The following is a 12,740-nucleotide window of genomic DNA, read 5'->3' as shown; positions in this document are numbered from 1 at the left end:
CACTATCGACCCGATTTGAAATGCACTGACAATCGCAGCTTACCGATAAGCATGGGCTCTGCTAAAATGCGCCGCCTTATCCGTCTGTAGGCTGCACTGTGCCATTTACCTGGGTTGACTGGGCGATCGTTGCAATCGTCGCCATCTCCGCATTGATCAGTCTGAGCCGCGGCTTCGTCAAAGAAGCATTATCGCTGGTGACCTGGATCATCGCAGGAGTCGTTGCCTGGATGTTCGGTGGCGCATTGTCCGAGTACCTCGCCGGATACATCGAAACACCTTCGGCTCGCGTGATCGCGGGCTGCGCAATCATGTTTGTCGCCACGCTGATCGTAGGCGCAATGGTCAATTATCTTATCGGCGAATTGGTTCGCGTCACCGGGTTGTCCGGGACCGACCGATTTCTTGGCATGGCCTTCGGCGCCGCGCGGGGCGTGTTGCTGGTGGTCGTGGCGGTCGGGCTATTGAGCCTGGGGCCGGTACAGCAGGACGGGTGGTGGCAGCAGTCGCAACTCGTACCCAAATTTCTATTGGTCGCAGACTGGTCCAAAAACCTGATCCTTGGGTGGAGCAGTCAGTGGCTTGCCAGCGGTATCAGCGTACCCGCTGATATACCGTTCAAGGAGCACCTCTTGCCGATGGCCAAAACGCCTCAGTGAGTTGTGTTCAGTCCAGATCCATTAAGTAGGGGTTGCGTCGCATGTGTGGCATCGTCGGTATCGTCGGTAAGTCGAACGTCAATCAGGCGCTGTATGACGCGCTAACCGTCCTCCAGCACCGCGGCCAGGACGCTGCCGGTATCGTGACCAGCCATGACGGCCGGTTATTCCTGCGCAAGGACAATGGTTTGGTGCGTGACGTGTTCCATCAGCGTCACATGCAGCGCCTGGTCGGTCACATGGGCATTGGCCATGTGCGTTATCCGACCGCTGGCAGCTCGACCTCGGCCGAAGCTCAACCGTTTTACGTCAACTCGCCTTACGGCATCACGTTGGCGCACAACGGTAATCTGACCAACGTTGAACAGCTGGCCAAGGAAATTTACGAATCTGACCTGCGCCACGTCAACACCAACTCCGATTCGGAAGTGCTGCTCAACGTGTTCGCGCACGAATTGGCCCAGCGCGGCAAGTTGCAGCCAACCGAAGAAGACGTGTTTGCCGCCGTGACTGACGTGCACAACCGTTGCGTCGGTGGTTACGCCGTGGTGGCGATGGTGACCGGTTACGGCATCGTCGGTTTCCGCGACCCGCACGGGATTCGCCCGATCGTCTTCGGCCAGCGTCACACCGACGAAGGCGTGGAGTACATGATCGCCTCCGAAAGCGTTTCCCTGGACGTGCTCGGCTTCACCCTGATTCGCGACCTGGCACCAGGCGAAGCGGTCTACATCACCGAAGACGGCAAGCTGCACACCCGTCAGTGCGCGATCAACCCGTCCCTGACCCCGTGCATCTTCGAACACGTCTACCTGGCGCGTCCGGACTCGATCATCGATGGCGTGTCGGTCTATAAGGCCCGTCTGCGCATGGGCGAGAAGCTGGCCGAGAAGATCCTGCGCGAACGCCCGGAACATGACATCGACGTGGTCATCCCGATTCCGGACACCAGCCGCACCGCGGCCCTGGAACTGGCGAACCACTTGGGCGTCAAGTTCCGCGAAGGCTTCGTGAAGAACCGCTATATCGGCCGGACCTTCATCATGCCGGGCCAGGCCGCGCGGAAAAAATCCGTACGCCAGAAGCTCAACGCCATCGAACTGGAATTCCGCGGCAAGAACGTGATGCTGGTGGACGACTCGATCGTTCGCGGCACCACCTGCAAGCAGATCATCCAGATGGCCCGTGAAGCCGGCGCCAAAAATGTCTACTTCTGCTCCGCAGCCCCGGCCGTTCGCTACCCGAACGTCTACGGCATCGACATGCCGAGCGCGCACGAACTGATCGCCCACAACCGTTCGACCCAGGACGTGGCGGATCTGATCGGTGCTGACTGGTTGATCTATCAGGACCTTCCTGACTTGATCGAAGCGGTCGGTGGCGGCAAGATCAAGATCGACAAGTTCGATTGCGCGGTGTTCGACGGCCAGTACGTCACCGGCGACGTCGACGAGGCTTACCTGAACAAGATCGAGCAGGCACGTAACGATGCCTCCAAGGTCAAGACGCAGGCAGTCAGCGCGATCATTGATCTGTACAACAACTGAGTAACTACCGGCCCTGAGGGGCCGGTTTTGTATCTACTGAAAGAGCAAGGCAAGGAGTGACAGCATGAGTCAGGATTGGGATGCCGGTCGGCTGGACAGCGACCTCGAAGGCGTAGCGTTCGATACCCTGGCCGTACGCGCCGGTCAGCACCGCACGCCGGAAGGCGAACACGGTGATCCGATGTTCTTCACCTCCAGCTACGTGTTCCGTACCGCCGCCGACGCGGCCGCGCGGTTTGCCGGGGAAGTGCCGGGCAACGTTTACTCGCGTTACACCAACCCGACCGTGCGCGCGTTCGAAGAGCGCATTGCCGCGCTGGAAGGCGCCGAGCAAGCCGTGGCGACCGCGACCGGCATGGCCGCGATCCTCGCGGTGGTGATGAGCCTGTGCAGCGCTGGCGACCATGTGCTGGTTTCGCGCAGCGTGTTCGGTTCGACCATCAGCCTGTTCGAAAAATACTTCAAGCGCTTCGGCATCGAAGTCGATTACGTGCCTCTGGCGGACTTGTCCGGCTGGGACGCGGCCATCAAGCCCACCACCAAATTGCTGTTCGTCGAGTCGCCATCCAATCCGTTGGCCGAGCTGGTGGACATTGCCGAATTGTCGAAAATCGCAAACGCCAAAGGCGCGATGCTGGTGGTCGATAACTGCTTTTGCACACCGGCATTGCAGCAGCCGCTGAAGATGGGCGCGGACATCGTCGTGCACTCGGCGACCAAGTTCATCGACGGTCAGGGTCGTTGCATGGGCGGCGTCGTGGCTGGCCGCAGCGAACAGATGAAAGAAATCGTCGGTTTCCTGCGCACCGCCGGGCCGACCCTGAGCCCGTTCAACGCCTGGATTTTCCTCAAAGGCCTGGAAACGCTGAGCCTGCGCATGAAGGCGCACTGCGCCAATGCGCAGCAACTGGCCGAGTGGCTGGAGCAGCAGGACGGCATAGAGAAAGTCCATTACGCCGGCCTGAAAAGCCACCCGCAGCACGCGTTGGCACAGCGCCAGCAGAAGGGTTTCGGTGCCGTGGTGAGTTTTGAGGTCAAGGGTGGCAAAGAGGGCGCCTGGCGCTTTATCGATGCGACCCGTCTGATTTCGATCACCGCTAACCTCGGCGATAGCAAGACCACCATCACCCACCCGAGCACCACCTCCCACGGCCGTCTGGCGCCACAGGAACGTGAAGCGGCGGGTATTCGTGACAGCCTGATTCGCATCGCGGTCGGTCTGGAGGACGTGGCCGACCTGCAAGCCGATCTGGCGCGTGGGTTGGCGGCCTTGTGATCGAGTTGTCCACGTCGACGACTGGCTCCAATGGCCGCGTTGCGCTGGTGACCGGCGCGGCGCGAGGCATTGGACTGGGAATCGCCGCCTGGTTGATCGCTGAAGGCTGGCAGGTGGTGTTGACGGACCTGGATCGGGTGCGAGGGTCGAAAGTGGCGAAAGTGCTGGGCGCCAATGCCTGGTTCATCACCATGGATGTCTCGAACGAGGGGCAGGTGGCGCTGGGCGTCGCCGAGGTGCTGGGGCAGTTCGGGCGCCTGGATGCACTGGTGTGCAACGCTGCGGTGACCGATCCGCACAACATCACCCTGGAAAGCCTCGATCTGGCGTATTGGAACCGGGTGCTGGCGGTGAACCTCAGCGGGCCAATGCTATTGGCCAAGCACTGCGCGCCGTACCTGCGCGCTCACAGCGGCGCGATCGTCAACCTGGCCTCGACCCGCGCCGGGCAGTCGGAACCTGATACTGAGGCGTACGCGGCCAGCAAGGGCGGCTTGCTGGCCCTGACTCACGCGCTGGCGATCAGCCTCGGCCCGGAAATCCGCGTTAATGCCGTCAGCCCTGGCTGGATCGATGCGCGAGACCCTGTGGTGCGACGCGCCGAACCCCTGACCGATGCCGACCATGCGCAGCATCCGGCGGGCAGGGTCGGGACGGTCGAAGACGTGGCGGCGATGGTTGCCTGGCTGCTGTCGAAGAATGCAGGTTTTGTCACGGGCCAGGAGTTTGTGGTCGATGGCGGGATGACCAAGAAGATGGTCTACGCGTAGAAGCGGCAAGGGACAGTTTTCAAGTAGAGGCAGGCGTCGGCGGCGCTGAGTACGCAATTCTGCTTTTGCTTGCGGCTTGAAGCTTGCGACTTGAAGCTGTTTTGAAAAAACTCCAATCCTGCTATTGACTTAGCTTCGTGAGGTGCGTAAATTTCGCGGCCTCGGAGAAGCAAAGGGTGATTAGCTCAGCTGGGAGAGCGTCTGCCTTACAAGCAGAATGTCGGCGGTTCGATCCCGTCATCACCCACCACTTCTTGAGAGTCTTGCGAAAGCAAGATGGAAGCTGAAAAGCCTCCACCGACGCGCAGCGGTAGTTCAGTCGGTTAGAATACCGGCCTGTCACGCCGGGGGTCGCGGGTTCGAGTCCCGTCCGCTGCGCCATATTTCCGGGTCAGGTTTTTTCCTGATTCGAGACTGAAAGCCTCGAAGCTTCCAGTCAGACGAGTTACTTGGATGAAAGTCCAAAGCGATACGCAGCGGTAGTTCAGTCGGTTAGAATACCGGCCTGTCACGCCGGGGGTCGCGGGTTCGAGTCCCGTCCGCTGCGCCATATCTGCCTCAAGGCCCACTGAACGCCTTGGAGCTACGAAGAAAGCCGCTGGCTTATTCGAGTCGATAGCAAAGACCCTGGTCGAAAAGACCGGGGTTTTTTGTGTCTGAAATTTGGTTTTTATTCCCGCCCTTTCTACCCGTTCCGACCTTTCTGTGCATGCGGTGCATAAAGGGCTTGGTTCAACGCGTCGACATTAATTAGAATCACTCTCATTTACGATAACTCCTTGGCCCAGGGCTTTTTGAGATGAGTGATGCTGCGATGCCGAAGGAGCAAACCCTTCACGACCTGTACCGCGATCACCGTGGCTGGCTCGAAGGCTGGCTGAGAAGGCGCCTCGGCAACCGCTGTGATGCAGCGGACCTGAGTCAGGATACGTTCCTGCGCGTGCTCGCCAGCTCCCAGCGAGTCGCCGACCTGCAAGAGCCGCGTGCTTATCTGCTGACCGTGGGCAAACGCCTGCTGAGCAATTTCTATCAGCGCCGTAGCCTCGAACACGCGTATCTGGCCGCGCTGGCGTCGATGCCCGAAGGGTGTGCGCCGTCACCCGAGCAGCGCTGGCTGTTGCTGGAAACCCTGCAAGCCCTCGATGAACTGATCGATGGATTGCCAAGGGCCGTGCGCCGGGCGTTTTTGTGGAGTCAGCTCGAAGGCCTGACCTATCAGCAAATCGCCGAGCGCCTGCAGGTGTCCGAACGCACGATCAAACGCTACATGGCGCAAGCCTATGAACATTGTCTGTTGGTGGACCTGTGAACAGCCAGGCGGCCGATGCTCGTCAGGCCGTCCGCGCTGCGGCGCAATGGCTGGCATTGCTGGAGTCCGGCGGCGCCAATGAGCTGGACCGGGCAAATCTGCAGCGCTGGCGCGAGACGAGTGCCAGTCACGAGCAGGCCTGGCAGAAGGCGCAAGCCTTGCGTCAGCGTTTCGCTGATCTGCCTTCGGGGCTGGCGTTGAGCAGTCTGGATCGTCCCGATCCGGCGCGACGCGTGGTGCTGAAACGTGCGCTGGGCGCCGTCGCGTTGGTGCCGGCAGCGTGGTTGATCAGCCGACAATTGCCGCTGGATGCCTGGCGCGCGGACCTGCGCACCGCCACCGGCGAGCGTAAAAAAGTGCCGCTCGCCGATGGCAGTTCTCTGCAGCTCAGCACCGCCAGCGCCGTCGATGTCGATGTGCTGGCGCGCCGTGTGAAATTGATCGAAGGCGAGCTGTCGTTGAAGGTGCCGGGACTCGCACCGCTGACGATTCGGACAAGGTTCGGCAACGTCATCGTCAGCCAGAGCGAAGTCTGTGTGCGTCAGGACGCGCGCGGTTACCAGGTATCGGTGTTCAGCGGTTCCGTGTGGTTGCAGCCCTTGCAAGGGTCGGCATTGGCAATGCAACGCGGCCAACAGGTCAGCCTGCAAGCGGCAGGTGTCGGCACGATCACGCCATTCGATGCACTGGCGCCGGGTTGGCGCGAAGGCGTGCTGATGGCGAAGAACCAACCCTTGGGGGATTTCCTCCGTGAACTAGGGACCTACCGACCGGGCGTTCTGCGTTGGGAGCCGGAGCTGGAAACCCTGCGTGTTACCGGCAGTTTCCTGCTCGACGACACCGATCGCGTCCTCGCGCTGCTCGCGGCCAGCCTGCCAGTGGAGGTGCATTTCCGAACCCGTTACTGGGTGACGTTACTGCCGCGCAAAAATAGCGTGTGAAGCCTGTCCCTTTTTTTCGGCTCGCTTGTCATTCAAGGCATGTGAACGATCAAGAGAGCACTTCCAATGCCTTCACCTTGTTACCCGCGTCCGGTTTCCTCCCGCCTGCGTCCGTTGTTGCACCTGAGCCTGTTGCTGGGCCTGAGTGCCAGTCCGATGTTCATCACCACAAGCTGGGCCGAAGACACTGTCCGGCGCCAGTATCAGGTGCCGGCCGGCAGTCTCAGCGATGCGCTGACCCGTTTCGCCGGGCTGGCCGGGGTCAATCTTTCAGTGGACCCGGCGTTGGTGAGCGGTCGCACCAGCAACGGTCTATCCGGCGAGTATGCGGTGGAGCAGGGCTTTGCCCGGCTGCTGCAGGGTTCCGGTCTGCAATTGCAACCGGTGGGCGAGCAGGCATACATCCTGACCCCGTCGCCAGACAGCGGTAGCTTGCAACTGGCACCGACCTCGATTTTCGGGGCCACGGGCGCGGCGGGCGACGAGGTGTATGCCGGCGGCCAGGTCGCGCGTCGTGGTTCGCAAGGCTTGCTGGGCTCGAAAGACTTCATGGAAACGCCGTTCAGCATGACCACCTACACCCGCGAGGCGGTCAAGAACCTGCAGGCCCGGACCTTGGGCGATCTGATCGCCAGCGATCCTTCGGTACGCGCCACCAACCCGGCGGGTGGGCGTTACGAGCAGTTCACCATTCGCGGGTTCAGCCTGTTCAACAGTGATGTTTCCTACAACGGCCTCTATGGCGTCCTGCCGACGTACACGATCGACATGGAAATGGCCGATCGCGTCGACATCATCAAAGGCCCGAGCCAGCTCATCAACGGCATCTCGCCGCGGGGCAGCGTCGGCGGCGGGATCAACGTGGTGCCCAAGCACGCAACCGACAAGCCGATTACCTCGTTCACCGGCAACTACGCCTCCGACAGTCAGGTCGGTGGCGCCGTGGATGTCGGCCGGCGTTTTGGTGAGGACAACAAATTCGGCCTGCGTTTCAACGGCGTGAAACAGTCCGGTGATACCGAATGGGATCACCAGAGTGTCGACCGCGAGATGGCGGTGTTGGGTCTGGATTTTCGCGGTGAACGCCTGCGCCTGTCGACCGACATCGGGCGCACCGAGCGCGATACCGATTCGCCGCAGGAGCGTGTGCAGGTCGGCGCCAACGCCAAGGTGCCGAATGCCAACGATGTGCGCCACAACTATGCGCAGCCCTGGAGCAAGGCCAGTACCAACGATACCTTCGGCATGGTTAATGGCGAATTCGATGTCAGCGATTCCGTCATGCTGTACGGCGGTGTGGGCATGCGCAAAAGCAATCATGACTTCCTCCGGCATGCCGTTTCGGTCACCAATGACCGGGGTGATTTCAGCGTGCTGCCGCGTGATTTCACTCGTGATGAACATGTCCGTACGGCCACGGCCGGGGTACGCAACTGGTTCCATACCGGCCCGGTGAGCCATGAAGTCAACCTGGCCGCCAGCTACTTCTACATGGACTTTGAAAACGGCGGCGCCCGTTATGCGGCGGCCCCGAGCAACCTTTACAACCCAGTGGAAACCCGCACGCCGGTCACGCCCACGCGACTTGATTCCAAGGTCTACACCGAGAACCGCTTCAGCGGCGTGGCGTTGTCCGACACCCTGGGACTTTTCGATGACCGCCTGCTGCTGACCCTCGGCGCCCGCTGGCAGCGGGTGAAGGTTGACGACTGGACCGATAACGTCAAAGGCGACACGGCCTACGACGAGGAAAAGGTCTCGCCATCGGGTGGCATCCTGTTCAAAGCCACCGACACGCTGTCGCTGTATGCCAACTATATGGAAGGTCTAAGCCAGGGCAAGATCGCGCCGTCGACTTCGATCAACGAAGACGAAATTTTTCCGCCATTCATCAGCCGCCAGATCGAGGTCGGTGCCAAATATGACGCGGGCGCGTTTGCCATTACCGCCGCCGTGTTCCGGATCAAGCAGCCGGCCTATGAGACCAACGCCACGACGCGGGTCTTCGGCCCGAACGGCAAGCGGCAGAACGACGGTGTTGAAGTGACGATGTTTGGTGAGCCGCTCAGCGGTTTTCGCCTGCTCGGCGGCGTGATGTACATCGACAGCGAACTGACCAACACCACCAACGGCACCTTCGACGGCAACCGTGCACCGGCCACGCCGAAATACAACGTCAACCTCGGCGCCGAGTGGGACGTGCCGACCGTGCAAGGTTTGACCCTGACCAGTCGCGGTATTTACTCAAGCTCGCAGTATCTGGATCAGTCAAACCAGAAGGAAATCGATTCCTGGGAGCGTTTTGACGTGGGCGCCCGTTACGCGTTCAAGGTCGAGGACAAAAACATCACCCTGCGTGCCAATATCGAAAACGTCGCGGACAAGCGCTACTGGAGCTCGGCAGGGGCTTCGGATGACAGCGAGCCTGGCTTGACGCTGTCGACGCCGCGCACGTATCTGCTGTCGGCGACTGTCGATTTCTGAGGGTTTCCCATCGCCTGGGCTGACGCCTTCGCGGGCAAGCCCCCTCCCACAGGATTTTTGTTGTTCATTCGGTTTGTGTACCACCGGAGACCACTGTGGGAACGGGCTTGCCCGCGTAGGCGATATCAGCCGCACCGCCACCGTTCGGCCCATGCAGGGCTCACGCACCCAGCACGCCCGCGCATGAACAACAGCGGTTTTCTGATTATTTGGTCAGATTTATGTAACCAGTTGTTTTCTAAAAGTGCATAAGCCTATAAAGTTAACCTTTCGGTCAGCTTTGCACGGTCAATTCAGCCCTTCGCTTCGTCAATAAGGGCTTCTGCAAGACTCGAGATTTCCAGAACACAACCAGAAGGGCGGACCCATAACCGCCCAGAGGATGATCCATGTCCAACTGTGAAATATCCCGGCGCTCGTTCCTTCAGGGCGGGCTGGTGGCGGGTGTGAGCGTGACGCTTACGCCGCTCAGCTCCCAGGCGCTGGCCGCCTTGATGGAAAACAGCGTGACCGTGCCGTCCGAGCAATGGCTCGGCAACAACGGCAAGGTGCGCTCGCGTAACGATGCCTTGTCGAAAGTCTGCGGCAGCAAAGTCTTTGCCCGCGACATCCGCGCCAAGGACATGCCGGGCTGGCCACAGCAGCAGGGCCACGCCATGCTGCTGAAAACCGTCAGGGCCGACCGCATCTACGCAGGCTACGACTTGTCGTGGCTCGGTGCCGAGTTGCAGCCTGATCGCATCGTCACTGCCGCTGACCTGATCAACGACGGCATCGTTTTTCCGGAAGAACACGCGCCGGACCCGTTGCTGCCGGAAGGCAAGGTGCCGATGTTCATCGGGCATCCGGTTGCGATCCTGATCTGGAATGATTTCGAGCGATTCCGTCAGGCCAAGGGCAAACTCAAGTTCAATGACAAAGCCATCCGCTATGGCGAAAAAGCGCCTTACTACGAAGGCGATCCATACGGCAGTTTCCGCTACGTTCGCGTCGGCGGAGTGACCTCGGCGGACGAGGACGAATTCGCCAGTCTCAAGGATTCGATCCTGTTCCCGATGCTGCGCAACCGGCGTCCGGTGTGGAATTCCCAGCCAAACCTGCACGGCAACCTGACCGAGCGCGGGTTGTTTTACGCCGACCGCATGAAGCAGCAGATCGACGCGCCGCCGGATAACTGGCTGGTATTCGACGAGCGCTACAAAACCCCGTCGATCGAGCCGGCGGCGATGGAGCCGGACAATGGCAACGGCTGGTACGACCCGGCGACCAAGACCCTGCATTTTGTCGTCGCCACCCAGTGCCCTCTGGAGACCGCGACCGAGACCGCGAAGATGATCGCGCCATCGCGATTCGGTCTCGCCAACCTGAACATGCACCCGGGTTACACCGTCGGTTATGGCTCCAAAGACCACAACATTTTCGTCTACTACGCGGCCCTCGCGGCGCTGTACGGTGCCGGTGTGCCGGTGCGTCTGGCCAACGATCGCTACGAGCAATTCCAGAGCGGGATCAAGCGTCACCCCTTCGACATCCGCTATCAACTGGCGGTGGACAAAACCGATTACAGCTTCAAGATTTTCCGTGCCGAAATGAACGTCGACGGCGGCGGTCGGATCAACTACAGCCCGTCGGTGGCGGCGGTTGGCGCCACGGCGGCGCAGTCGATCTACTACATGCCGCAAAACGATTTGCAGGTCACCGCCTACCATTCCCGCGCCGTTGAGGCCGGGTCGATGCGCGGTTACGGCACGCTGCAAAGCATGGCGTCCACCGAGATGATGGTGGATGAAATCGCCGGTCGCCTTGGTATCGATGCCATCGACCTGCGCAAGAAAAACGCCATGCTCTCGGGTATGAAAAACACCCAGGGCGCTGTGCCGGCCGGTGCCTTGCGCCTGCATGAAATCCTCGACAAGGCCGCCGTGCACGAAGTCTGGAAAAACCGCGACGCGATCAAGAAACAACGCGAAGCGCAGGACCCGGATAACTGGTACGGCGTGGGTTTCGCCATTTGCCAGAAAGACTTCGGCACCGGTTCCGAAGCGCCGATGGCCAGCATCGAATTCACCGCTGAAGGGCACGTCACCCTGCGTCACATCGGTATCGAAATCGGCACCGGGATGTCCACCTCGCAAGCGTTGGTGGTGGCGGATTTCCTCGGCGTCGCGGCGACCGAAGTGAAGACCGGCGAGACCGAATGGAAAGAGTTGCAGCTGATCACCGGCGGCAACCCGTACATCATGAGTCAGGCCGAGCAGGACACCTTTCTGCGTAACCCGCGCTGGGTCGGCAAGTTGGCCTCAGCGTCGTCGGCCACCAACTCCGCGTACTACTTCAGCCACGCCACCCGTGAAGCGGCGCGTGTGCTGTTCAACCACGGCTTGTGGCCAGCGGCGTTGCAGATCTGGGGCCAGGGCCCTTACGGCGGCCAGGCCAACCCGTATGTTGTGCGTCGCGAAGATGCGCATTGGGTCGACGGCAAACTCACCGCCAACGGCATGCAGCCGTTGAGCTTCGAACAGCTGGCCCAGCATGCCCACGAAAAAGGCCTGGTGACAGGCGCGACCGTGCACGGTTTCAACCGCTGGAGTTGGGCCGAGTCCGAATTCAGCATCGACGGCGTGCGTGAACGCCTGCCGCTCGACGGCTTGGCGGTGAAGTACGGCGACGGCGCGCCGAACGTAAAAAAGGCGCAGATGAACAGCGCCGGTTTCCACTTGCTCGACCGCCAGAACGTGCATTACCCGGACACGCAGTTGAACAACGCGGCGGTGACGTATTACAGCCCGGTCGCGACGCTGGTGGAATTGAAAGTCAACAAGGGTTCAGCCGAAGTGCAGGTGCTCAACCACCACTCGTGGGTCGAGTGCGGTCGGGTGCTGGTGGAAGAACTGGTGAGGGGGCAGCTCGAAGGCGGGATCGCGATGGGCATTGGCCATGCGCTGATGGAAGAGATGCCGCTGTACGAAGGCGGGCCGGGGGAGGGTGACTGGAACTTCAACCGTTACCGCTTGCCGATGGCGCGCCACGTTGCGGTGTGGAAGCAGACGGCGGAAATCCTGCCGCCGCTGTCGCCGAGTGATCCGTCCAAGGGCATCGCCGAGGTGGTGATGATTCCGGTGGTCGGCGCCATCGGTAACGCCGTGGCGCATGCCATCGGCAAACGTGTCCGCGACTTGCCTATCACTTCTGCCCGCATCAAGGAGGCCCTCAATGGCTAACCGTCCGCTTCAACTGACCCTCAACGGTCAATCCGTCGGCCCGGTGGACATCCCTGATGACCTGCCGATGATCGACTACCTGCACGAATACAAAAACCTCACCGGCTCGCGCCTCGGCTGTGGCCAAGGAATTTGTCATGCCTGCGTGGTGATCGTCGACAACCCCGACGGCACCAGCGAAGAAGTGCGCACCTGCATCACCGGCGCGCACTATTTCGAAGGCAAGAAAGTGCGGACCATTGAAGGCCACGCGACCCGCGACGAGCAGGGCAAGGTCTCCGAGCTGAACCCGATCCAGCAACGTTTCGTCGATGAATTCGCTTTCCAGTGCAGCTATTGCGCGCCGGGTTTCGTCAATGCCGCGACCGTATTGGTAGAGAAACTGCAGCGCCAGCCAATCGTCAAAAGCCAGCTCGAACAAGTCATTGAAGACAGCCTTGGTCATCACATCTGCCGCTGCACCGGCTACGTGCGCTACTACAGCGCGACGCGCAACGTGCTGACGGATCTCGGCCTGGTCAAGGAAGGTTAAG

The 12,740-nt window shown here is 60.8% G+C and carries 9 protein-coding genes and 3 tRNA genes; all 12 read left to right on the top strand.

What is annotated here, in order from left to right; translation table 11 throughout:
• Nucleotides 1-98 precede the first annotated feature (98 nt).
• The 12 genes from ACYZT4_RS11395 to ACYZT4_RS11340 all read left to right on the top strand — a co-directional run bounded on the left by ACYZT4_RS11395 (nucleotide 99) and on the right by ACYZT4_RS11340 (nucleotide 12,739).
• Entirely contained in the window at nucleotides 99-659 is a 561-nt protein-coding gene (locus ACYZT4_RS11395; RefSeq protein ID WP_461987832.1) for a CvpA family protein, read from the top strand.
• Between the two features lie 41 nt (nucleotides 660-700).
• The gene (gene purF / locus ACYZT4_RS11390; RefSeq protein WP_461987830.1) at nucleotides 701-2,206 is read left to right on the top strand and encodes an amidophosphoribosyltransferase; all 1,506 of its coding nucleotides are present in this window, start codon (nucleotides 701-703) and stop codon (nucleotides 2,204-2,206) included.
• A gap of 64 nt (nucleotides 2,207-2,270) precedes the next feature.
• Nucleotides 2,271-3,482: an O-succinylhomoserine sulfhydrylase gene (locus ACYZT4_RS11385; RefSeq protein ID WP_461987828.1), complete on the top strand. Its 1,212-nt coding sequence runs from the start codon at nucleotides 2,271-2,273 to the stop codon at nucleotides 3,480-3,482.
• Nucleotides 3,479-4,252: an SDR family oxidoreductase gene (locus ACYZT4_RS11380; RefSeq protein WP_461987827.1), complete on the top strand. Its 774-nt coding sequence runs from the start codon at nucleotides 3,479-3,481 to the stop codon at nucleotides 4,250-4,252. The genes ACYZT4_RS11385 and ACYZT4_RS11380 overlap by 4 nt, the downstream gene beginning before the upstream one ends.
• 174 nt (nucleotides 4,253-4,426) lie before the next feature.
• Nucleotides 4,427-4,502: transfer RNA gene (locus tag ACYZT4_RS11375), tRNA-Val, on the top strand.
• Between the two features lie 54 nt (nucleotides 4,503-4,556).
• Nucleotides 4,557-4,633: transfer RNA gene (locus ACYZT4_RS11370), tRNA-Asp, on the top strand.
• A 92-nt stretch (nucleotides 4,634-4,725) separates the two neighbouring features.
• Nucleotides 4,726-4,802, top strand: a tRNA-Asp gene (locus ACYZT4_RS11365).
• A 249-nt stretch (nucleotides 4,803-5,051) separates the two neighbouring features.
• Nucleotides 5,052-5,561, top strand: coding sequence for a sigma-70 family RNA polymerase sigma factor (locus ACYZT4_RS11360; RefSeq protein WP_461987825.1), 510 nt, complete (start codon nucleotides 5,052-5,054; stop codon nucleotides 5,559-5,561).
• Nucleotides 5,558-6,502 carry a FecR domain-containing protein gene (locus tag ACYZT4_RS11355; RefSeq protein WP_461987823.1) on the top strand — a complete coding sequence of 315 codons (945 nt, stop codon included), beginning with the start codon at nucleotides 5,558-5,560 and terminating at the stop codon, nucleotides 6,500-6,502. The genes ACYZT4_RS11360 and ACYZT4_RS11355 overlap by 4 nt, the downstream gene beginning before the upstream one ends.
• A gap of 66 nt (nucleotides 6,503-6,568) precedes the next feature.
• Nucleotides 6,569-8,986 (top strand): TonB-dependent siderophore receptor, encoded by a 2,418-nt coding sequence (locus ACYZT4_RS11350; RefSeq protein WP_461987821.1) that lies wholly within the window; start codon nucleotides 6,569-6,571, stop codon nucleotides 8,984-8,986.
• Nucleotides 8,987-9,375: 389 nt separating this feature from the next.
• Nucleotides 9,376-12,207, top strand: coding sequence for a xanthine dehydrogenase family protein molybdopterin-binding subunit (locus ACYZT4_RS11345; RefSeq protein ID WP_461987820.1), 2,832 nt, complete (start codon nucleotides 9,376-9,378; stop codon nucleotides 12,205-12,207).
• Nucleotides 12,200-12,739 (top strand): (2Fe-2S)-binding protein, encoded by a 540-nt coding sequence (locus ACYZT4_RS11340; protein ID WP_461987818.1) that lies wholly within the window; start codon nucleotides 12,200-12,202, stop codon nucleotides 12,737-12,739. The genes ACYZT4_RS11345 and ACYZT4_RS11340 overlap by 8 nt, the downstream gene beginning before the upstream one ends.
• The last annotated feature ends 1 nt before the right edge of the window (nucleotide 12,740 follow it).

The organism is Pseudomonas sp. GB2N2, assembly GCF_054897705.1.
This window is presented reverse-complemented; position numbering and strand designations above follow the sequence as displayed.